This is a genomic window from Patiriisocius marinistellae, assembly GCF_009014635.1.
GTDB classification, from domain to species: domain Bacteria; phylum Bacteroidota; class Bacteroidia; order Flavobacteriales; family Flavobacteriaceae; genus Patiriisocius; species Patiriisocius marinistellae.
Window position 1 is genome coordinate 1,251,792 of the sequence record NZ_BKCF01000001.1, and the last position, 23,332, is coordinate 1,275,123.

Consider the following 23,332-nt stretch of genomic DNA (forward strand, 5'->3'; position numbering starts at 1 on the left):
ATATGAGATAATACAATGATGTTTTAACAATTTACAACAGTTAATGTTATATATAAAAAAGTAAATTTGAGAAAAATTAACTTTATGAAAAAGATTATTATTCTCTTATTGCTATGTGTTAGTTCAATGCATGCACAAGTACAAACTGAAAGGTTTTACGCAAAAATGGCGTTGCATGATGCCGAAGAATTAAAAGCCGATTTTCCTAGCCAAGTAACAATTATTGCGACTAATGGGAATGAAGCTGCTGTATATATGACTGAGTTTGCAGGTCATGAATTACATGATAGAGTATTAGTACATGGACCTGGTTACATTTTTAAGGCAAGTGAAGCTGCCGTTTTAGAAAGTTTGAATAAGTCACAAAGCCCAACTAGAAGTGTTATTGACTTTACAATTACAGAAGATGTTTTAGTAAATCAAGCAATTGCAGAAATAAATACCTCTAATATTGAAAGTCATATTATGGAGTTAGAGGCTTATGGTACTCGTCATCACGCAACGTCTAGTGGTATGCAAGCATCTGTAGACCTTAAAGCAAGGTGGGAGGCTATGGCGGCATCGTATAATCGTACAGATGTAAGCGTGCGTTTATTTAATCATGTGAATACAAACATGCCATCTGTAATAATGACTATCCAAGGAGCAGAATTTCCAGAAGAGTTTGTAATAGTAGGAGGGCACCTTGATTCAACATCTTCGCAAGCTCAAACAAATGCTCCAGGAGCAGATGATGATGCTTCAGGAATTGCAACTATAACTGAAGCAACAAGAAGTCTTTTTGAAATAGGTTTTGTTCCTAAAAGAACTATTGAAATAATGGCATATTCTGCTGAGGAAATTGGTCTTGTAGGTTCTGCTGAAATTGCTGAAGAATATGCAGACAATGACATTGATGTAGGTGCAGTTGTACAATTTGATATGACAAACTTTAATGGGTCTGCTAACGATATTTCATTTGTTACAGACTTTACAAATGCAACGTTAAATAATTATTTAATGAGCTTGTTAGACCATTATAATGGCAGCGGTGCAAACGAAATCACCTATGGAACCTCACTATGTAACTATGGTTGTTCTGACCATGCAAGTTGGACTGCAGAGGGTTACATGGCGTCTTTTCCATTTGAAGCTAATTTTGGAGCTCACAATCCTGCAATCCATACGCCAAATGATACATATGCAGCAATAGGAACAGCTACACATGCTACAAAATTTGCAAAACTGTGTGTGGAGTTTTTAATTGAAGCTTCAAAAAGCGAAGGTGCTTTGGGGCTTGATGATGTAACAATAAATGCGGTAAATGTTTTTACTAGCAATGGAGTTATAAATTATAATATTACTGCAACAAATCAAGATTTTACTGTGATTAACTTATATGATATTAGTGGTAAACTTGTTACAACGCAAGAGATTAAATCAGCTCAAGGAACTATTAATACATCAAACTTTACATCTGGATTATACATTGCTAATTTTGTAACAGATGGCAAAGGAGCGGTTTCAAAAAAGGTAATTATTAAATAAACCTGCTTAATTTTCTTAAAAACAAAACGCTCTTATTTATATAAATAAGAGCGTTTTGTTTTTTGCTGAAATTTAAAATGCTTTATCGCTTTTTGTTAAAAGTCAAATCAATATTTCCGTCAACAAAATTAATCTTTAGAATCGTATCGTTTAGCTTTTTAATAAAATAGCATTCGCTCATATTACCAGTAGTTGTAATATATAAATCTGCTTCTTTTTCATTGCTTATAGAAGGAGCGTTAAGACAACTATTACCTAGAACAAACCCTACTGTTCTAACGCTCAAGGTGTCTTGATAGGCATTTGTAACACTTTTTCCATTAAAAGTTAGCGTACTTAATGGGTCTAAATTGTTTACCCAACTTCCTTGAAGCATTTTGAAAATCTCTGAGTTTTCTAAGTCATTTGTAGTTAGACTTTCTTTTGTAATTTCTTCGGAAATTTTAGTTTCATTAGCCTTTTTAGTTCCTTTTTGATTACAAGAAAATATACCCGTTAACGCAAAAAGTAATAGTAGATTTTTCATCAAACAAATTATTTATTTTTAGAATTTACTTCTTTCATTAATTTTTCAATGTCATCCAAAAATTCCTCTTTTAAATCTGAAGCTATAAAATAAGCCTCGTCTTTTAAACCTGGATTTACTCTCAATATTTCATTACCATTCATCATTCCTAATAAAAATAATCCCTCAATCTTGTACTTAGGAAAAGGCAATTCTGAACCCTGCGTAGATTCCATCATTTTTTCTTTTGAGGTAAAGACAGGAATAAATGGTTTTCCTTTTTCAACAAAATCTTGAATTTCAATCACGTTTGATTTTACATCAGTTTGTTGAGATAAAAGAATAACTACTTTGTCTTTAAAAATTTCTTTATTGCTCATATGTATTTTCTGCTCCTGCAAATTTCTATTAGTATGTTTTTTAACTTTACAACAATCCAGCACGTTCTAATAATGCATCTGGATTTGGTTTTTTACCTCTAAATTTGATATACAATTCCATAGGGTCTTGTGTTCCGCCTTGTGAAAGGACAAAGTTTTTAAATTTATCTGCAACCTTTTTGCTAAAAATACCTTCTTCTTTAAAATAAGCAAAAGCATCTGCATCAAGAACTTCTGCCCATTTATAGCTATAATACCCGGCCGAATATCCTCCTTGAAAAATATGGGAAAAAGCAGTACTCATACAGGTCTCAGGGGTGTCTGGATATAAAGAAGTATCTTCAAACGCTTTTTCCTCAAACGCTTTTACATCTTTAATAGTTGACGGGTCGCTTCCATGCCATTGCATATCTAATAATCCAAAACTTAACTGACGCAATGTTTGCATTCCTTCATGAAACGTAGCGCTTTCTTTTATCCTTTGGACCAGCTCCATAGGAATTACCTCTCCTGTTTCATAGTGTTTTGCAAACAGCTCTAGCGTTTCTTTTTCATAACACCAATTTTCTAAAACTTGACTCGGTAATTCTACAAAATCCCAATGAACACTAGTGCCACTTAATCCTTTATAAGTTGTGTTAGCAAGCATCCCGTGCAATGCATGGCCAAACTCATGAAACAACGTTGTAACCTCATTAAAAGTTAATAGTGAGGGTTTGCTTGTTGTTGGCTTTGTAAAATTACAAACGATAGAAACATGTGGTCTGTCGTTTATACCATTTATTTTTTGTTGAGGTTTATAGCTTGTCATCCAAGCACCACCTCTTTTTCCAGCACGAGGATGAAAATCTGCATAAAAGATTGATACTAATGCGCCATCTGCATCTTTAACGCGATACGTTTTTACATCTTCATGGTATTTGTCAATAGTAGTGTCAACTTCAAATTGAAGCCCAAATAACTTTTGAGCTACTGTAAATACCCCATCAATTACGTTTTCTAGTTTAAAATAGGGCTTTAACTTTTCATCATCTAAGCTAAATTTTTGTTGTTTTAACTTTTCAGCATAAAAGGCGCTATCCCATTTTTGCAATTGGTTTATACTGTCTGCTTTTTTAGCAAATGCCTCAAGCTCATCAAATTCCTTTTGAGCGGCAGGTTTTGCTTTTTGAAGTAACTCGTTTGAAAAATCTAAAACCGTTTGAGGCGTTTTTGCCATGCGTTCTTCAAGAACAAAATGTGCGTGACTTTTATATCCTAAAAGTCGTGCTCTTTGATGTCTCAAGTTGACAATTTTCAAAACGTTCTCCTCATTATTATTTACTCCTTTTGAAAATGCACGTGCTCCAAAAGCTAAAGAAAGCTTTTTTCTAAGTTCACGATTTTCAGCATATTTCATAAAAGGAATGTAGCTGGGATAGTCTAATGTAATAACCCAACCCTCTAATTCTTTTTCCATTGCAACTTGAGCAGCAGCTTCTTTTTCGCCTTCAGGTAATCCAGCTAAGTCCTCTTCATTCGTCAAATGCAAATGATATGCATTTGTAGCAGCTAATACGTTTTCTCCAAAAGTGAGAGACAGCTTTGAGAGTTCTGTATCAATTTTACGAAGCTTTGTTTTTTCGTCTTCATTAAGATTAGCTCCATTTCTTGCAAAACCTTTATATTGCTTTTCAAGAAGTGTAGTTTGCTCTATGTTTAAATCAAGTTCATTTCGGCTATCAAAAACATTTTTTACACGAGCAAATAATTTTTCATTGAGAAGAAGATCGTTTGAAAATTCGGTTAAAAGGGGAGATGCTTCTTGAGCAATTTTCTGAATTTCGTCGTTGGTTTCAGCGCTGTTTAAATTAAAAAAAATACTTGTGGCTCTATCGAGCTGGCTTCCGGTATTTTCTAATGCTTCAACTGTATTTGCAAATGTAGGTGCATCACTATTTTCTGTAATGTTTGAAATTTCAGAATTTGTTAATGAAATCAATTCTTTTATTGCAGGGAGATAATGTTCATTCTTAATTTGAGAGAATGGAGCTGTATCAAAAGTTGATAATAATGGGTTTTTCATAAAAATAGTCTATGAGTTTATGAGATGAGAAGTTTAAGGTCTTTTGTTTATTGTCGATTTTTGAAACTGTCTATTGCTTTACTGCTTTAGCACCTTCCTCAACTTTTATTTTTAATCCTTCTTTATAGGCGATTACCTTATCAAGCACACATTTATCTGCAGTACTAATAATTTGAGCCGCGAGTATGCCAGCGTTTTTAGCGCCATTTAGTGCAACTGTAGCAACGGGAACACCGCCTGGCATTTGTAAAATGGAAAGTACACTGTCCCAACCGTCAATTGAATTGCTAGATTTTACAGGAACTCCAATTACAGGAAGTGGTGATAATGATGCTACCATTCCAGGTAAATGAGCTGCTCCGCCTGCCCCAGCAATAATAACTTTAATATCACGATTATGTGCATTTTTGCTAAAATCGAATAACTTTTCTGGTGTGCGATGTGCCGAAACTATATCAACTTCTATCTCAATATCAAATCCTCTTAAAATGTCAATGGCGTCTTGCATAACTGGCATGTCGCTGGTACTACCCATAATTATTGCTACTTTCATATTTGTTTCCCGCAGAGACGGGTAGCTTTTAATTAATATTTTTTTGAACGATTGCAAAAATTGCAAAGGTTTAATTTATCCACTTATTACGTTAATACTTTCTTTTACAATTTCGGCGATTTCTCTTGCTTTAGCTACATCTTCATTGACAATAGTAACATGACCCATTTTTCTAAAAGGCCTTGTTTGTTTCTTACCATAAATGTGTGGAGTTACGCCATCCATTGCCATTATTTTTTCAATATTTTCATAATGTACATTTCCTGTGTGACCTTCTGCACCAGTTAAATTAACCATAATTCCAGCAGCTTTGCTATCGGTTTTTCCTAACGGTAAATCTAAGATTGCTCTTATGTGTTGCTCAAACTGGTTTGTATAACTTGCTTCAATACTATAATGTCCACTATTATGAGGACGTGGAGCTACTTCGTTTACAATAATATCATCGTCTTCTGTTTGAAATAATTCAACGGCTAAAAGCCCCACATGTTTAAATGCTTCGGAAACTTTAGCGGCTACAGCCCTTGCCTTTGTTGCAACCTCATTAGTAATTCTTGCAGGGCAGATTACATATTCAACTTGGTTAGCTTCAGGATGAAATTCCATTTCTACCACCGGATATGTTTTTACTTCTCCAGATGGGTTGCGTGCTACTATAACTGCTAATTCATTTTTAAAAGGAACTAAATCCTCAGCGATGCATTCAACTTCGGGTAATGGGATTACGTCTTCGGCAGTGCGAATAACAGCAACACCTTTTCCATCATAACCGCCTGTGCAACTTTTCCACACAAATGGAAAAGAAACATCTTTACGAACAATTGCTTCTGTCAATTCAAATTTATCTGCAAATCTTGTAAAAGGCGAAGTGGGTATACTGTGGTCAGCATAAAATTGCTTTTGTACCCCTTTATTTTGAATGTTTCGTAATGTTTTTGATGAAGGAAAAACTTTTATTCCTTCATTTTCGAGCGTTTCAAGCGCATCAATATTAACGCCTTCAATTTCAAAAGTAAGCACGTCTACTTTTTTTCCAAAGGAAACAACCGTGTCATAATCCATTAAATCTCCTTGTTCAAATACATCGCAAGAAATCTTGCAAGGTGCTTCATTACTAGGGTCAAGCACATGTGTAGTGATATCAAATTTGCGTGTTTCGTAGAGCATCATTTTGCCCAATTGACCGCCGCCTAATATTCCGAGTGTGAACTTTGAAGAAAAATAATTTGCCATATTACAAAGATACAATGTTGAAGTTGAAATCGAAATTGAAATCCAAGTTTGAATACATGAAAGTAACACGTTAAACCCTAGCAGTCTTTCTTCTTTTCTCCTTCTTATTTTTCCTTTTAAAACGGTATCTTTGCGCGGTATTTTAACGATACCGTTTTTTAAATTAATTGGAATGTTTATTGCTATGTGGAATTGGATACATAATTTCTTCGGAAATAGTAGTAAGTTGAAACATTCTAGCGCATCAAAGAGCATTAGCGGGAATGATTTAAAAAACAATTCGGGTGATGATTTAATTAACATTTCCGAAGAAGAAAAAACAGAAGTTGAATTAAAAAAATATCCGCATGCGCGGGTAATGAATATGAAGAATATCGTACTATTTGGCCCTCCTGGAGCGGGGAAAGGAACACAGGCAGAAGTTTTGAAAGAGACCTATAAATTGATACATCTTTCAACGGGTGATATGTTTCGTTACAACATGAAAAATGGAACAGAGTTAGGTAAACTAGCAAAAACCTATACCGAAAAAGGACACCTTGTACCAGACAGCGTGACGAACGATATGCTAAAGGCCGAAGTAACAAGAAGATTAGAAGAAAAGCCTAACGGTTTTATTTTTGATGGATACCCACGCACAAAAGAACAAGCAAAAGTTTTAACAGAATTCCTTACCGAAAAAGGGACTGAGGTTGATGCAATGGTTGCACTTGAGGTTGATGATGAAGTACTTGTCAAACGACTTTTAGAAAGAGGAAAGTCAAGTGGAAGAGCAGATGATGCAAATGAAGATGTAATAAGAGAACGTATTGCAGAGTACTACCGTAAGACAGATATTTTGAAGGAATATTATCAAAAGGAGGATAAATATTTTGGAGTTGATGGCGTAGGTAGTGTTGAGGAGATTACCGCTAGATTAAGTACGGTGATTGATAAACTGTAGTCTATAGTTTGTTGTTTGTAGTTTATTGTTCCCCTTAATTTTACAGTAACTTTTAATTTAGTTACTGTTTTTAAATTTTAATTTATGGGAACTATTAAAAAGTTTGAGGATTTAGAAATTTGGCAGCGTGGACGAAAAATTTGTCAAATAGTTGAATTCTTATTTCAAAATACTGAACTAGGTAAAAACTATAGACTGCGTAATCAAATGGAAGGAAGTTCAGGTTCTATTATGGATAATATAGCTGAAGGTTTTGGAAGAGATGGAAACAAAGAGTTTCATAATTTTTTAAGTTATGCAAAAGGTTCAGTAACAGAGCTAAAATCTCAATTGTATAGGTGTTATGATAAAAACTACATTTCCGAAGAAAAACAAAAAGAGCTTCTTGAGCTTTGCGATATAGAAATAAATAAAATAGGTGCCTTTATGTTCTATTTAAGAAAGACAGAATTTAAAGGACAAAAATTTAAGTAACTTTTAATTGAAGTTATAAAATCAACCGGTCAACCTAGCGTAAGCGAGAAAACAACCATAAACAATAAACCACAAACATTATAACTCGAATATGACTGAAGGCAATTTTGTAGATTATGTAAAAATCCATGTAGAATCTGGTAAAGGTGGACAGGGGAGCGCGCACTTGCGTCGTGAAAAGTATATCCCAAAGGGAGGACCTGATGGTGGCGATGGTGGTCGTGGAGGTCATATAATCCTTGTTGCGAACAGCAATATGTGGACATTGCATCATCTCAAGTTTAAGCGTCATTATAGAGCGGGACACGGTGAACACGGAAGCAAACAAACAAGTACTGGTGCTGATGGTGCTGATATTTATATACAAGTACCACTCGGTACGTTAGTGATTAATACCGAGACTGGCGAAAAGATGAAAGAACTCATGGAGCATGGCGAAGAGCTTGTCATCGCAAAAGGAGGAAAAGGTGGACGAGGGAATAATCACTTTAAAAGTTCGACAAACCAAACGCCTCGTTATGCACAGCCAGGAATGGATGGTGAAGAGGGGGACTTTACACTGGAAATGAAAGTACTTGCAGATGTGGGATTGGTAGGATTTCCTAATGCTGGAAAATCTACACTACTTTCTGTAATTACAGCTGCAAAGCCCAAAATTGCCAATTACGAGTTCACGACGTTAAAACCCAATCTTGGTATTGTAGAATACCGTGACCATCGCACCTTTGTGATGGCAGATATCCCAGGAATTATAGAAGGAGCTGCCGAAGGTAAAGGACTGGGGCATTACTTTTTACGACACATCGAGCGTAATTCAACATTGCTATTTCTTATCCCGGCAGATGCAGATGATATTAGGGGACAATACAATATTCTACTAGACGAATTAAAACGCTACAATCCAGAATTGCTAGATAAAGATAAACTAGTCGCTATCTCAAAAAGCGACATGCTAGACGAAGAACTCAAAGCCGAAATGAAAGCAGAACTTGACAAAGACTTTAAGGGAATACCTTATTTGTTTTTTAGTTCTGTAGCCCAATTAGGTTTGATGGAGTTGAAAGACACGTTGTGGGGGATGTTGAATGGGACTTCTGTGCATGAGGTTTAAATTTAATATTTTCTCAAAAGTTTTGTGAAATTTTATTAGGCTTAAATGTTTTTTTTTTTTTGATTTGTGAAAATTCTTGATTATGAAAAAGTTAGTACTTTCTATATTGTTATTGTTTGTTACTGTTGTTGGTTTTGGGCAGTGTCCTGCAACATCAATAACACTGTCTTCGCAGGCAGAAATAGATAATTTTTATTTAAATTACCCTAACTGCACTGAGCTTACGAATAGACTGCATATCAACAGCAATAATGATATAACTAATTTATTGGGACTCAGTCAAATTACAATGATTGGTACAGGAATAGGAGCATCAGGGGAATTTGAAATAAGAGCTGCAAATTTAACAAGTCTTGTAGGTCTTGATAATCTTATAAGGGTTAGTGGAGAGTTTAAAATAATAAATACGAGTATAATTGATTTAACTGGAATAGGAGCGTTCACAGGAACTGACGATGATATAATTATTCAAAATAATAATTTGTTGCAAACATTAGACGGAGCTTCTTCGTTAACGGATGCCGAAAATTTGATAATAGGTGATAATGAAAATTTACTAACCCTTGCCGGTGTGGAGTCGTTGAGTGATATTGGTAATGAAATTGAAGTCTTTAACAATCCACATTTAAATAGTCTTGAAGGTTTGAGTGGATTAGAGGATATGCTATCCTTGAAGATTCGAAATAATTCTTCTCTACAAAATTTAGAAGGCCTTTCTAATTTAGAATATTTATATCAACTTATAATTACTGATAACTCCGTGCTTAGCGATATATCAGGTTTATCTAACCTTATCCCCAGCAGTTTATTCATTCAAATCGTATTGCGTTACAACCCGAACCTCACTGATTGTGCTATTGCCGCAGTCTGTGAAAACCTTGACAACAATGGCTTGTTCTTAGTGTTTGAAGATAATGGAACAGGTTGCAGTTCAATTCAAGAAATTGAAGCATCCTGTGTTTTAGGAAATGTAGACATTTTTCTCGAAACCGAAACTTCAATCTTTCCAAATCCAGTCTCAGAAAAAATGACAATTTCAATTTCTGAAATGTTAGCTTATATTAGTGCTTCCATATATTCAATAGAGGGTAAAAAACTACTAAAAACAGACAAAAAAATAGTTGATGTTTCTTATTTGAATTCAGGCGTTTACTTCATAACAATCAAAACCTCCCAAGGCACCATCACAAAAAAAATAGTTAAAGAGTAAAAGATAAATAGTATTGGTCTCTTATAAGTCAATACCATTTTCTCAAAAGTTTTGTGAAATTTTATTAGGCTTAAATGTTTTTTTTTTTTTGATTTGTGAAAATTCTTGATTATGAAAAAGTTACTACTTTCTGTTTTATTTTTATTTGTTAATGTTGTTGGTTTTGGGCAGTGTCCACCAGATAATTTTGTTTTTTTTGGTGCTCAATCTGAAATAGATTCATTTCCTACTATGTACCCTAATTGTACGGAGATTAATGGAGTAGTCGTTATTTCTGGATCAAATATAACAGATTTATCTCCTTTGGGTCAAATAACCTCTATTAGTGGCGGACTTGAAATATCTTTTACTTCTATTACAAATATAAACCTAACCTCTCTTTCAAATATTGGAACACAAGTCAATGATGACGTTGAAATAAGACAGAATTTACTTTTAGAGTCATTCACAGGTTTAGAAAATATAAATAATGTTGCAGGCACAATTTTAATCATAGATAATCCAAATATTGAAAATTTTAATGGTTTTGAAGATGTAGTTTCTATAGGCGGCTTTCTTGATATATATGACAACTCATCTTTGCTTGCTTTCAGTGGTTTTGAAAATTTACAATCAGTGTCAGGTTTTCGTTGTCAAGGTAATCCTAGTTTAATAGGTTTTGAGCAATTAGAAAGTTTATCAACGGTAACTGAACGAATAGTAATAGGTAATAATGATTTAGTAACTTCTTTAGCAGGTTTCGAAAATATTGACAATTTAGATTTTAGTTTTTGGATTACTGATAACCTTTTAATAAATGATATTTCAGCATTCGAAAATTTAAACTCAACATTTGTTTTTGGAATTAAAATATTAAATAACCCGGCATTATCCCTATGTAATATTCAAGCTGTTTGTGAAAATATTGGAAATACAAATTTAGGCTATTTTGAAATTGAGAATAATGGAACAGGTTGTGAAAATATAGTAGAAGTTGCTCAAAGTTGCGGTCAAACTTTACTTTGTCCTCCTGGAGTAATATCACTTTCTTCTCAAGCCGAGGTAAATGAATTTCAATCAACATACCCTAATTGTACAAGTCTTGTTGAGGGATTAACCATTTCTGGCCAAGATATCACAAATCTTCTGCCATTAAATCAAATAACCCAAGTAGGTGACTTAACTATTGAACAAAATTTTAATTTGACAAGCTTAAATGGTTTAGAAAATATTATAACATTTCAAAGCTTTATTATTGGAGAACCGGTGAGACTTAAAATTATATCCAATCCAGAACTAGTTTCTTTACAAGGATTAAGTTCTTTGGTAAATACAGAAGGATTGAATATGTCGATTTCAGTAAACTCCAGTTTAGAAAATTTGGACGGATTACAAGGATTACAAGGAACTGTAAGTACATTAAATATTATTGGGAATGATGCTCTTTTAGACCTTGAAGGACTTTCTAGTATTCAAACTGTAGATAATTTTTACATAGAAAATAATGATGTGTTAAATTCACTTAGTGGGTTAGATGATTTACTTGTTACAGGTAGGCTTTTTGTTGAAAATAACGATATGCTAGAGGTCTTAGATTTTCCAAATGCAATAGATCCAATCTGTGGATTTACAATTTCAGGTAATGAGGTTTTGACTTCAATTGATGGTTTTGTTGATTCTTATTCAGGTGCATGTAATATTGATTTTAGGATTACTGATAACCCTAATTTAAGCAACTGCTCAATCGCGTATGTTTGTGATGCTTTCCCAAATGTTGGTAGTTTTGATGTAAACAATAACGCAATGGGCTGTAATACTATAAATGAAATTGATGACGCTTGTACACTTATGGTAGTGGAGAATTTCTCTGTTGATATGATTAAAATTTACCCAAACCCCACGTCACAACTGCTCAATATAGAAACAAATAATCTAGTAATGGATAACGTAGTTATTCGCTCAATTTCTGGAAAAACGTTGTTACAAACCTCAAACAAACAAATTGACATATCAAACTTTTCTGCCGGTGTCTATTTCATAACCATAGAAACCACCCAAGGCACCATCACAAAAAAAATAGTTAAAGAATAAAACAACGGGGTGAGTGGTGCGGTTTTTGCATTTCAGAAGAAAAAATATTCCATGAAATTTTTATCTCTTGTACTCGGCTCTCTTATAATGATATCCTGCGGCGCTTCGGTCGCTGTAGATTATGACAAAGAAACCGATTTTACCACTCAGAAAACATTTCAATTTTTTACAGAAAAGGACAGTCGTGTAAATCCATTTGACACAAAGCGTATTGAAACTTCCATTGACAGCGTACTGATTGCAAACGACTGGCAACGCACAGATTATAATCAATTTTTTGTCGATTTTTATGTTGATGTTCTTCCCTCTTCGCGGCGTTCTGTTATTGGTATTGGCTTAGGAAGTGGCGGTGGAGGTATAGGGATTGGTGGTAGCGTAGGTATTCCCGTTGGCGCAAAAAAGATGGAGCATGTGCTTACAATTTCATTCCATGAAGCAACAACAAACCAGCCGCTAGTTTGGGAAGGAGTAGCCTCTGGTGTGCTTAATGAAAATGCAACTCCAGAGCAAAAGGAAAGTTTTTATGATCGCTTGGTGCGTACAATTCTCTCAAAATTTCCACCCAAAAAATAATAGGAGAAATATTTTTTAGTTTTTAAATAAAGCTATTTTAATACTTACATTTACTTCGGAAATTTGAGCCCCATGAAATTTTTAGTTTTTTTAATACTCCCTTTTACTTTGTTAAGTCAAACCTCTTTTGAAACAGCAGTAGCATACTACAATGCTGAAAATTTCCGAAGCGCAAAACCTTTATTTGAAACGTATTTAAAGGAACACCCAAGCGATAAGAAAACGCGCGAATACTTGGGGGATATTGCTGGGTACGCAAAAGACTGGGATACTGCAATTTATTTTTATGAAAGCTTAGTTGAGGAAGATGATACAAGTGCAAATTATCATTTTAAATACGGTGGCGCTATGGGAATGAAGGCGCTTTCTATAAACCGTTTGAGAGCGGCGATGTATATTAGTGATATTAAAGAAGCTTTTGAAACTGCTGCAACACTTGATCCTAAACATGTTGAAACACGCTGGGCACTTGTAGAGTTTTATATTCAATTGCCGGGTATTATAGGTGGTAGTGAAAAAAAGGCAATTAAATATGCCAATCAATTAAAGGAAATTTCACCCGTTGATGGTTATCTAGCTAATGGCTACATTGCTGAGTATAGCGATCGACCGAAGGATGCTGAGAGACTTTACAAAAGAGCTATTGAAATAGGAGGTTCGCCACATACGTATGAAAAACTAGCCAACCACTACGAAAAAAACAAACAGCCCAAAGAAGCTATAGACACTGCAAAAGCATCGTTAAAATTACATAAGCGAAATGGTCTCAACTACCAAATAGGTAAAATCTCTGCGCAGTATAATCTAGACCCACAACTGGGTATTGATTGTCTTCAAAATTATATTAAAGCATATAATATAAAAGATGGTGTTCCTAAAGATTGGGCATATTTTAGGCTAGCACAGATTTATAAAAATCAGGGTAAAAAGCAAACAGCACTTGTTTGGATCGAAAAAGCTTTAAAAAACAGGCCAGATTTTAAAGAGGCATTAGAGGAAAAGCAATCTATTGAGGCACTTTAAATTTATAATTTACAAAAAGTAATAAATAGTTAGACTCAATTAATAAAAGTTCACAATCTCTAATTTTTATTTTTTTAAGCTTCAATTTCTATTTCGTTTTCAAACAACGTATCTTTATATTTCAATCAATCAATTAATCATTAAAATTACCTGTTTACGGGATTTCTATGCGAGTACATTTTATTGCCATTGGTGGTAGCGCCATGCACAACTTAGCTTTAGCACTACATAATAAAGGATATCACGTTACTGGGAGTGACGACGAAATTTTCAATCCATCAAAGGCTAGATTGGAAACTAAAGGGTTATTGCCGGAGGAATTTGGCTGGTTTCCAGAGAAAATTTCCGAAGATATTGATGCCATTATTTTAGGGATGCATGCTAAAGAAGACAATCCAGAACTAGCAAAAGCAAAAGCATTAGGGCTAACAATTTATAGCTATCCAGAGTTTTTATACGAACAATCAAAAAATAAAACGCGAGTGGTTATTGGTGGTTCGCATGGAAAAACTACGATAACTTCAATGATTTTGCATGTTATGCATTATCATGAAAAAGAAGTTGATTATATGGTGGGCGCGCAGTTAGAGGGTTTTGAAACAATGGTGCATTTGACAGAGGAGAACGATTTTATGATACTTGAAGGCGATGAATATTTATCTTCACCCATTGATAGACGTCCTAAATTTCATTTGTACAAACCCAATATTGCGCTACTGAGCGGTATTGCTTGGGACCATATTAATGTATTTCCTAATTATGAGAATTATGTGGAACAATTTGAAATTTTTTTAACTGAAATCACTAATGGGGGAGCAATTATATACAATGAAGAAGATGCTGAGGTAAAAAGAGTTGTTGAGGAGTCCGAAAGCCAAATTAAAAAATACCCATACAAAACACCCGAATATACTGTTGAAGATGGAGAGACTTTATTGATGACAGAGGATGGCCCGATGCCTATTGAAGTTTTTGGAAAACATAATTTAAATAATCTTGAAGGTGCACGATGGATTTGCCAATTAATGGGTGTGCAACAAGAAGATTTCTACGAAGCGATTGCTACGTTTAAAGGAGCGAGCAAACGTCTAGAGAAAATAGCAGAGAGCAAAAGTGCCATTGCGTTTAAAGATTTTGCACACTCACCAAGTAAAGTAAGGGCGACTACCCAAGCTGTTAAAAATCAATATCCAGAAAGAAAGTTATTAGCATGTTTAGAGCTGCATACGTATAGTAGTTTGAACCCAGAATTTTTAAAAGAATATAAAGGTGCATTAGATGCAGCAGATAAAGCTGTTGTTTTTTATTCTCCGCACGCTGTACTAATCAAACAACTAGCCGAAATAAAAGAGTCGCAAATCACTCAAGCTTTTGAAAGAGATGACTTGGTGGTATTCACCAACCCAGCCGATTTTAAAACGTATTTATATTCACAAAATTTTGATAACACCTCGTTGCTATTAATGAGTAGCGGTAATTATGGAGGTCTAGATTTTGATGAAGTGCAAGATTATATTAAATAATTATTTATAAATATCCTCAATAAATCCCGCATCACTATCGCGGGATTTTTTTATGAGTTGTTGTTTTGCGTTTTCTTGGTCTTGAGTATTTTTATCTTGGGAGAGTTTAAATTTACCTTCCCAATTTGTAATTTCAATATCAAATGCTTGTATGTAATTGATGGCTCCATCCATTCTAGGATTTTCTTTTTCTAGTATGTATTTGTGGTCTGGATGTTCTAAAAACTCCGTCATTGCAATAATTGTTTGTTTTGCTTTTTTCGGGTTGTTGATTAAAGTGATTTTGCCAGTTATATGTACTATAATGTAATTCCAAGTGGGTAATTGCGTAGTTGTGTAAATGGAAGGTGATATATAGCAATCTGGCCCTTTAAAAACTACAGTTACTTCTGCGTCATCTTTGAGTGTAACCACCTGCGGATTAAATTTGTCAATATGAGCTACTAATTTTCCCGTTTTATCATTATAAATAATAGGAATATGAGTGACAAAGGGCACACCTTCATTTGCCGAAACTAGCATAGCTAAAGGGTATTGCTTAATGACAGCAATCATTTTTTGAATATCTTTTGTTTGGTGATGCTTGGGAGGATACATGTGTTAATTTAAAATCGAAAATTCTTAATTATAACTTGATTATACTCCAAACTGTCTAAAATGATGGTCAAGATGCTTGTATTGCATTTTTCCCCATTGTTCTTTAGTAAATTTACCAAATGCTGGATGAGGTTTCCAATTTTCTTTTTCTCTTTGAGTTCCTAGTTCTTCAATAAGTTCATCAAGTTTTGCTTTTTCAGATGTGAAATCTCTTGGCTCAGTTTCTTTAAATCCTGGAGCTGTTGGCATATTTTTTCTCCACGGTTTATCGCTATACATTGATTTTTTGAAAAGTAAATTTACAATCCAGTTAGGTTTCATGTCAAACTTTTCTTTTTCAAGAATTACATTTAAAGGTAATTGACAATGATGTACCATTTGGCCAGAAGTCATTTTTCCCCATTGGCGAGGAGCATCTTCATTTAGATTATTGAGTCTTGTTTTGATTTCGGAGAATGCTTCTTCGGTGAAAATTGATTTCATGGTTTTGGTTGTTTAAATATGTTTAAATATGTTTAAAAGTATTTAAAATTTCAGAAAGGAGCAAGATTTAAATAACGCTGCTATATTTTATATCATTGAAATTCAATATAGTTAGAGCTCTTTTAAATATTAGCTTTATCTTTAAAATCTCCCTAATTTATAGTGTGTTTAAAATTTAAAGATTTGACACTTTACTCCACCCCATTTTCCATAAAACAATGGAATGAAGATGACCGCCCACGTGAAAAATTAATGAATAAAGGTAAAGCTGCATTGAGCGATGCAGAACTTGTTGCCATATTAATAGGTAGCGGTAGTCTTAATGAAAGTGCAGTGTCATTAAGTCAACGTATCCTCGGTAAAGCTGAAAATAATTTAAACGTTTTAGGAAAATTCACAGTGCCGCAACTCATGGAATTTAAAGGAATAGGGGAAGCAAAAGCAATTTCAATTGTTGCAGCAATGGAGTTGGGGAGGCGAAGAAGAGCCGGCGAGGCACTTGAAAAGCATAAAGTTACAAGCAGTACATCTGTTTTTGAGTTAATGCAACCGGTAATTGGAGAACTGCCGCATGAAGAGTTTTGGATTATTTACATGGACAATTCAAATAAGGTATTACAAAAAGTACAGCTAAGTAAAGGAGGCATTACCGGGACTTTAGTCGATGTGCGATTGGCTTTTAAAAACGCATTGCAGCTAGGTGCAGTGGGGTTAATATTAGTCCACAATCATCCTAGTGGAACGCTTAAACCCAGTCATGCAGACAAACAATTAACACAAAAACTTGTAAAAGCTGGAGAGAGCCTAGACATTAAAGTGCTCGACCACGTTATAGTGACTGAGAAAAGTTATTTTAGTTTTGCTGATGAGGGAATTTTATGAAGATTAAATAATGTTCACTTCGGAAATTTTAATGAATTGAATATCTTGATGTTTAATTTTACTACGGAGCAATATTTAAAATTGTATTTTTAGCCTGCGGAAATGTTCCCCGAAAATTTCACTATGCTTTTAATTTTTACTCAAAAAGTTACTCCACGTGTTACCTATGCTTTTAAGCATTTATTTACGCGTATTCTTGGTATTGAAGTGAGGTTTACCACGGAGATTGAAGTGTTTATTAGTCACACGGGTGCTAAAATTTCTTACGGAAAACAAGCGCTAGGAAATGAGCTTTTTTTTCAAAGTCATGGCTTGCTCAATCAAATGGGAATTGAAAGTGTTGATGTAACTGTTAAAGAATGGGACGATGTTCCTTGCTTTTTCTCAACGAGTGATAAAAGTGCTATTCCTTTTGATATATTTTCGGCATCATTTTATTTACTCTCGCGTTATGAGGAATACCAACCACATGTTAAAGATGGCTTAGGGAGATATCCTGCAAGTGAGTCTATCGGTTTTAAAAATCAATTTTTAGAGATTCCAGTAATAGATGTCTGGGCTTACAAACTAAAGGCTGTTTTAAAAGAAAGTTTTGATGGTTTAATATTTCCAAAGAAAAAGATGAAAAGCGCTGTAATAGCAAATGCACAAGCGCCTTTTGCCTATATTCAAAAAGGAGTTTATAGAAGTTTTATAGCCTATTTTAATGATTTAATAGGGTTGAGATTTAATTCAATTTTGAATAGAACACGGGTAATTTTTGGTTTTCAAAGAGACCCGCATGATACGTTTAAGTGGTTAGTTAATGTCACGAAAAACAATAGCTTAAAACTATTTGTTTTTTTTCTTTTAGGTGAAGCAAATTCTTTTGATGAAAGTATAAATACTCACAGAAAAAGATTTAAAATGCTTATCAAAACCGTATCAGATTATCATCAAGTGGGTCTGTTGGTTTCTGAAAAAGCGCTTAAAAACAATGAAATTTTGAAAATTGAAAAGTTGAAGTTAGTAAGCATTACTAACCGAAAACTTTTGAATTCTCTCAATTTAAATTTTGTGGTCAACCTTCCCGAAATTTATAGAAATCTTGTAGAGCTTGAGGTTGAAAAAGATTTTACAATGGTTTATGAAAACGTAGTGGGATTTAGAGCAGGAACATGTACTCCATTTCTATTTTATGATTTAGATTATGAAATTAGAACACCACTAATCATTTACCCAATATCTTGCACTAGTAAAGGTTTTAATCGTTTATCACCTAATGGAATTATTGAAAAAGTAACACGTATAATAGATGTTGTAGATAGTGTGAATGGTACTTTTTCTATGATTTTTTCGAATCAAGATTTTTCAATAGATCCAAATAATAAAGTATGGCGTACACTAATTTCTGAAACGATACCAAGCTATGAAAAATAAGATAAAGGACGTTTATTTTGATCTCGACCACACGCTGTGGGATTTTGACCGTAATTCAGCACTAGCTTTTGAACGAGTTTTTAGTGCTAATAATATTGAAGTTCCAGTAACTGAATTCATGAAGATTTATGAGCCAATAAATTTTGCATACTGGAAAGAATATAGAGAAGAACGTGTGACTAAAGAAGTTTTAAGAAGAGGTAGGCTACAAGATACTTTTGAAAAGCTAAGTCTAACTTATGGATTAGAAATAATAGATGCGCTATCTGATGGTTATATTGATGAACTTCCTGGAAATAATTATCTTTTTGACGGGGCGATTGAACTATTAGAATACCTTAAAAATAAATACACACTGCATATTATAACAAATGGTTTTGCTGAAGTTCAAAATATTAAAATGGAGCGAAGTAATCTAGCACCTTATTTTAAAACAATAACATCCTCTGAAGAAGTGGGTGTTAAAAAACCCAATCCTATTGTTTTTCATACAGCCTTAGAGAAAACAAACGCAGCGCCTGAAACTTCTATAATGATAGGAGATACTTTTGATGCCGATATTCTAGGAGCTGAAAGCGTAGGAATGGATACCATTTTTTATAACTACCGAAACGAAGTGATACCTAGCACCTATAAAGTTGTAAATACTTTATTAGAAATTAAAAAGCACTTATAATTTATACTAAATATTGAAAGTGAGGCGTTTGATTACTATATCCCCAATTAAATGCTTAACTACAAAAACTTCCTATTTATTTTTTCTCTACTATGTGTATTATTTACTTCTTGCGTTAGAGATACAGATTTTGAACAATCAAAAGAAATTACCCTTAGACCTGTTGTCGAATTAAATTTAATTTATTTTGATGTAAATGCAAGTCAGTTTTATGATTCGATTGCAAATACACCTATTCTTACGGTAAGAGATACTACTGCTTTAGATTTTTTAGATGGAGAAGATATAAGTGATGCTATAAAAAGGGCAGAGTTTTTCTTCAAATTTGAAAATGAAATTCCGAGAGATTTTCAAGTAGATTTTGATTTCATTTCTGAAAATGATGAATTAACTTATTCTACGCAAACAACAGTTAACCAAGGAACATCTGAGCAAATAGAGACTACAATTTTTGAGCCTATTGTTGAAGAAGAAGAAATTGATCAACTTACAACAGCAAATAGGGTAGTGGTTAAAGTGACTATTCCTTCATCATCTGCTACTTTGACAGGAAATCTCAATTTACAATCTAAGGTTACTTATTTTTTAGAAATCGATTAACAAGACTACGATGAAAATGTATTTTATCTACATAGTCTTAGGGCTAACTATTTGTAATGCACAAAATAAACAGATTTTGTATGAGTGGGAGAGTCCTGCTCAGTCATTAATGCTTAATCCAGGAACTAATGTAGAATCTCAATATCATTATGGATTCCCTTTTTTATCACAAATACATATAAATGCAGGAGCTTCTGGGGTATCTACCTTTGATATTTTTGGTGAGGATGGGAGAGATATTAATGATAAGATAAGAGATAAAATATTTGAGTTAGATAATAATGATTTCTTTACTGTCAACCAGCAGCTGGAGTTAATAAACTTTGGTTGGCGTTCAAAAAATGATATTTATTTTTCTGGAGGCATATATCAAGAATTAGATGTTATTGCCTATTTCCCTAAAGACTTTGCCATCCTTGCTTGGGAAGGAAATAGAGATTATTTAGGTTATGAATTTGATTTTAGTGATATTAATTTACAAGGAGACCTATTTACAGTTTATCATTTTGGGATTAATAAACAGGTAAGTAATAAACTAACAATGGGATTTAGGCTTAAAGTGTATTCAAGCATGTTAAGTTTCCGCAGTAAAAACAATACTGGGACATTTACAACTACACAAACAGATGGAACAAATAATGTATACGAACATACGATTTCTAACCTTGATTTAGGCGTAGAGACATCTGGCTATGCCTCTTTGAGAGATGCCGAGTCTAATGGGGAAAGGACGAGTTCATTAATTGGAGGTGCATTTTTTGGAGGGAATGTAGGTGTCGGAATAGATGCGGGAGTAACATATGCGGTGACAAACCAATTAGAGGCTACGGCTTCAATACTTGATTTAGGAGCTATCTTTCATAGAAAAGACACTGAAAATTATAGAGCAAGTGGTAATTATACTCTTGATGGTATTGAATTAATTTTTCCAGAAATTGTTGATGGTGAACCTACTTTTCCATACTATGATAATCTAGAAGATGAGATTGAGCGTGAAATTCCTATTGATACACTAACTACTAATTATTCTCAGTTTCGTCCAGCAAAAATTAATGCAGGATTGACATATAACTTTGGACGTACAATAAATAGATCTGGTGATTGTGATTGTAGGAATATGGGAGGTAAACGCACTACAGTTGAGGCTGTGGGATTACAATACTATAGTGTTTTTAGGCCTAAAGGAGCACAAATTGCAGGAACCATTTTTTACAGAAGACGTTTTGCTGAATGGCTTTCTGCTAAGGCAACTTACACTTTAGATAGTTATTCTGCAAAGAATATAGGGCTTGGTGTTTCGGTTAAGTTAGGTCAAGTTAATTTTTATGTCGCCGCAGATAATCTCTTAGATTATGGAAATATTGCGAAAGCAAAAAGCGTATCTTTACAGCTAGGTTTTAATGTAATTGTAGATCAAGAATGAAAAGATTAATTTTAATTGTATGTCTGTTTTTTTATGTTGCAACACCATCTTTTGCACAGCAATCTATAAATGATTATTCATTTGTAATTGTTCCAGAGAAGTTTGATTTTTTAGCTGAAGAAGATCAGTTTCAATTAAATTCATTGACCAAATTTTTATTCAATAAAAACGGTTTTAATGCTCTTTATAGAAATGAATTACCTGAGGTTGATTTTTGCGATGGTTTAACCGCAGAAATTACAGAAGAAAGCAATTTTACACGTACAAAAATTTTTATTACACTCAAGGATTGTCGAGGAAATGAAATTTATAAAGGAGAACCTGGTGCAAGTAAGTTTAAAGAATATAGAAAAGCATATCATGATGCATTAAGAAATGCTTTTGAGTTTATTAATAAACTTCATGTACAACAAAATGATATAGTAGTTAAAGAGCGTGCAATAGATGAAATTGACTCTAAAAAAGAGGCTGTAGTTTCTTCTGCAACACTAAGTAAGCCAATTGTTCCATCAAATACATTTAATCAATACTCATTAAGTGATGTTGCGTATTTATTAAAGAAAACGGCTGAAGGTTTTACTTTATTTCAGGAATCTGAATTAGCCGAAAATGGACTGTTAGTGATTGGTGATATTACTAAAAAAGGAAACTCTTACAGTTGTAAGATTGCAGATAAAGAATATCCTGTTTCCTTTAAGTCAAATAAGGATTTAGTTATATATAAAGAAGATAGTAATATGGTTTTAAAATTTCAGAATTAAAAATTATACTTTTCTTTCCATAAACTTTGCAAATATTTTTTTAGTTGGTTTTCTTTAGAGTTGTTTCCAGGAGTATATAAAGTTTTGTTTGATAATTCTTTAGGCATAAATTCATGTGCTATAAAGTTTCCCTCATAATTATGTGCATATGCATAATTATCACCGTAACCTAGTTCCTTCATTAATTTTGTGGGTGCATTTCTAATTGAAAGTGGCACTGACAAATCTCCAGTTTGTTTTACAAGTCGTTGCGCATTATTTATGGCCATATAGGACGCATTACTTTTTGTAGAAGTTGCTAAGTAAATTGTACATTGACTTAAAATTATACGTGCTTCTGGGTAGCCTATTGTTGTAACGGCTTGAAATGTACTATTTGCTAGTAAAAGTGCATTGGGATTTGCCATTCCAATATCTTCTGAAGCTAAAATTAAAAGCCTACGAGCAATAAATTTTACATCTTCACCACCTTCAATCATACGAGCTAACCAATAAACCGCTGCATTAGGATCGCTACCTCTTATAGATTTTATAAAAGCCGAAACAATATCGTAATGCTGTTCGCCAGTTTTGTCATAAAGAACAGTGTTTTTTTGAATTTTTTTTAAGACTAAATTATTTGTAATAATAACTTTTGCATCATTTTTTTCAGAAATTTCTGAAAGTACAACTAGTTCTAATGCATTTAATAATTTACGTGCATCCCCCCCTGAAATCCTTATTAAAGCTTCGCTTTCTTTAAGTTCTACGTTATATTTAGAAAGCTTTTCATCAATTTTTAAGGCTCTAGCTAACAATGCCTCTAAGTCTGTTTTTGTAAAAGGTTTTAAAACATAAACTTGGCTTCTTGACAAAAGTGCAGGGATAACTTCAAAACTAGGGTTTTCGGTTGTTGCACCTATGAGTGTTACAAGTCCTTTTTCAACTGCACCTAATAATGAGTCTTGTTGTGATTTACTAAATCTATGAATTTCATCAATAAACAATAATGGGTTTTTAGTAGTAAAAAGTGTATCAGCTTTTTTTGCTTTTTCAATAACTTCTCTTACAGCAGCAACGCCGCTGTCTACTGCGCTTAATTGATAAAATGGTCTATTGCTCTGTGTGGCAATAATTGTAGCTAATGTAGTCTTTCCTGTTCCCGGCGGCCCCCAAAATATCATTGAAGGTAAAATGCCACTTTTTAACTGTGCAGTTAATGCGCCATCTTCACCTATGAGGTGATGTTGACTTAAATAGTCTTCTAATGTTTTTGGTCTTATTCTTTCTGCTAGGGGAGTGCTCATAAATATAAAATTACA

General features: G+C 33.7%; 23 protein-coding genes. 15 read left to right on the forward strand and 8 right to left on the reverse strand.

The window, feature by feature from the left end; all coding sequences use genetic code 11:
- The first annotated feature begins 84 nt into the window (after positions 1–84).
- Complete coding sequence (locus GB234_RS05510) at positions 85–1,527, forward strand: M28 family peptidase (RefSeq protein WP_151893505.1); 1,443 nt, start codon at positions 85–87, stop codon at positions 1,525–1,527.
- 82 nt (positions 1,528–1,609) lie between these two features.
- Here GB234_RS05510 and GB234_RS05515 read toward each other — a convergent pair whose 3' ends face one another.
- The 5 genes from GB234_RS05515 to GB234_RS05535 form a co-directional block, all read right to left on the reverse strand.
- The gene (locus GB234_RS05515; RefSeq protein ID WP_151893506.1) at positions 1,610–2,053 is read right to left on the reverse strand and encodes a hypothetical protein; all 444 of its coding nucleotides are present in this window, start codon (positions 2,051–2,053) and stop codon (positions 1,610–1,612) included.
- A gap of 8 nt (positions 2,054–2,061) precedes the next feature.
- Complete coding sequence (locus GB234_RS05520; RefSeq protein ID WP_151893507.1) at positions 2,062–2,412, reverse strand: SseB family protein; 351 nt, start codon at positions 2,410–2,412, stop codon at positions 2,062–2,064.
- A 46-nt stretch (positions 2,413–2,458) separates the two neighbouring features.
- Complete coding sequence (locus GB234_RS05525; RefSeq protein ID WP_151893508.1) at positions 2,459–4,477, reverse strand: M3 family metallopeptidase; 2,019 nt, start codon at positions 4,475–4,477, stop codon at positions 2,459–2,461.
- A gap of 70 nt (positions 4,478–4,547) precedes the next feature.
- On the reverse strand, positions 4,548–5,030 hold the full coding sequence (gene purE, locus GB234_RS05530; protein ID WP_151893509.1) for a 5-(carboxyamino)imidazole ribonucleotide mutase: 483 nt from the start codon (positions 5,028–5,030) through the stop codon (positions 4,548–4,550).
- Between the two features lie 75 nt (positions 5,031–5,105).
- Positions 5,106–6,263, reverse strand: a complete 1,158-nt coding sequence (locus tag GB234_RS05535; RefSeq protein WP_151893510.1) for a 5-(carboxyamino)imidazole ribonucleotide synthase — start codon at positions 6,261–6,263, stop codon at positions 5,106–5,108.
- 130 nt (positions 6,264–6,393) lie between these two features.
- On the opposite strand from GB234_RS05535, the gene GB234_RS05540 reads away from it, so the two are divergent.
- From GB234_RS05540 to GB234_RS05575, 8 genes are all read left to right on the forward strand, one after another.
- Positions 6,394–7,206: an adenylate kinase gene (locus GB234_RS05540; RefSeq protein ID WP_308645055.1), complete on the forward strand. Its 813-nt coding sequence runs from the start codon at positions 6,394–6,396 to the stop codon at positions 7,204–7,206.
- 84 nt (positions 7,207–7,290) lie between these two features.
- Positions 7,291–7,680 carry a four helix bundle protein gene (locus GB234_RS05545; RefSeq protein ID WP_151893511.1) on the forward strand — a complete coding sequence of 130 codons (390 nt, stop codon included), beginning with the start codon at positions 7,291–7,293 and terminating at the stop codon, positions 7,678–7,680.
- A 91-nt stretch (positions 7,681–7,771) separates the two neighbouring features.
- Positions 7,772–8,791: a GTPase ObgE gene (gene obgE, locus GB234_RS05550; protein ID WP_151893512.1), complete on the forward strand. Its 1,020-nt coding sequence runs from the start codon at positions 7,772–7,774 to the stop codon at positions 8,789–8,791.
- An 82-nt stretch (positions 8,792–8,873) separates the two neighbouring features.
- Complete coding sequence (locus GB234_RS05555) at positions 8,874–10,001, forward strand: T9SS type A sorting domain-containing protein (RefSeq protein ID WP_151893513.1); 1,128 nt, start codon at positions 8,874–8,876, stop codon at positions 9,999–10,001.
- A 111-nt stretch (positions 10,002–10,112) separates the two neighbouring features.
- Positions 10,113–12,071, forward strand: coding sequence for a T9SS type A sorting domain-containing protein (locus GB234_RS05560; RefSeq protein WP_151893514.1), 1,959 nt, complete (start codon positions 10,113–10,115; stop codon positions 12,069–12,071).
- Positions 12,072–12,122: 51 nt separating this feature from the next.
- Entirely contained in the window at positions 12,123–12,644 is a 522-nt protein-coding gene (locus GB234_RS05565) for a DUF4136 domain-containing protein (RefSeq protein ID WP_151893515.1), read from the forward strand.
- Positions 12,645–12,716: 72 nt separating this feature from the next.
- Positions 12,717–13,667 (forward strand): tetratricopeptide repeat protein, encoded by a 951-nt coding sequence (locus GB234_RS05570; RefSeq protein ID WP_151893516.1) that lies wholly within the window; start codon positions 12,717–12,719, stop codon positions 13,665–13,667.
- Between the two features lie 167 nt (positions 13,668–13,834).
- On the forward strand, positions 13,835–15,190 hold the full coding sequence (locus GB234_RS05575) for a UDP-N-acetylmuramate--L-alanine ligase (protein ID WP_151893517.1): 1,356 nt from the start codon (positions 13,835–13,837) through the stop codon (positions 15,188–15,190).
- Here GB234_RS05575 and GB234_RS05580 read toward each other — a convergent pair whose 3' ends face one another.
- Together GB234_RS05580 and GB234_RS05585 are read right to left on the reverse strand one after the other, a co-directional pair.
- On the reverse strand, positions 15,191–15,787 hold the full coding sequence (locus GB234_RS05580) for an FMN-binding negative transcriptional regulator (protein ID WP_151893518.1): 597 nt from the start codon (positions 15,785–15,787) through the stop codon (positions 15,191–15,193).
- A gap of 39 nt (positions 15,788–15,826) precedes the next feature.
- Positions 15,827–16,270, reverse strand: coding sequence for a DUF1569 domain-containing protein (locus tag GB234_RS05585; protein WP_151893519.1), 444 nt, complete (start codon positions 16,268–16,270; stop codon positions 15,827–15,829).
- A gap of 183 nt (positions 16,271–16,453) precedes the next feature.
- On the opposite strand from GB234_RS05585, the gene radC reads away from it, so the two are divergent.
- From radC to GB234_RS05615, 6 genes are all read left to right on the forward strand, one after another.
- Entirely contained in the window at positions 16,454–17,152 is a 699-nt protein-coding gene (radC, locus tag GB234_RS05590; protein ID WP_151893520.1) for a RadC family protein, read from the forward strand.
- A 123-nt stretch (positions 17,153–17,275) separates the two neighbouring features.
- Positions 17,276–18,571, forward strand: coding sequence for a DUF7033 domain-containing protein (locus GB234_RS05595; RefSeq protein ID WP_151893521.1), 1,296 nt, complete (start codon positions 17,276–17,278; stop codon positions 18,569–18,571).
- Complete coding sequence (locus tag GB234_RS05600) at positions 18,561–19,247, forward strand: YjjG family noncanonical pyrimidine nucleotidase (protein ID WP_151893522.1); 687 nt, start codon at positions 18,561–18,563, stop codon at positions 19,245–19,247. The genes GB234_RS05595 and GB234_RS05600 overlap by 11 nt, the downstream gene beginning before the upstream one ends.
- Before the next feature lie 51 nt (positions 19,248–19,298).
- Positions 19,299–19,847, forward strand: a complete 549-nt coding sequence (locus tag GB234_RS05605; RefSeq protein ID WP_151893523.1) for a hypothetical protein — start codon at positions 19,299–19,301, stop codon at positions 19,845–19,847.
- Between the two features lie 16 nt (positions 19,848–19,863).
- Positions 19,864–21,270, forward strand: a complete 1,407-nt coding sequence (locus GB234_RS05610) for a DUF5723 family protein (RefSeq protein ID WP_208997317.1) — start codon at positions 19,864–19,866, stop codon at positions 21,268–21,270.
- Positions 21,267–22,031 (forward strand): hypothetical protein, encoded by a 765-nt coding sequence (locus GB234_RS05615; RefSeq protein ID WP_151893525.1) that lies wholly within the window; start codon positions 21,267–21,269, stop codon positions 22,029–22,031. Before GB234_RS05610 ends, GB234_RS05615 begins: the two co-directional genes overlap by 4 nt.
- Here the strand turns inward: GB234_RS05615 and GB234_RS05620 are convergent.
- A complete protein-coding gene (locus GB234_RS05620) occupies positions 22,028–23,317 on the reverse strand; it encodes a replication-associated recombination protein A (protein ID WP_151893526.1) in 1,290 nt (429 codons plus the stop codon). The two genes, GB234_RS05615 and GB234_RS05620, sit on opposite strands and share 4 nt — an antisense overlap.
- Between the last annotated feature and the right edge of the window lie 15 nt (positions 23,318–23,332).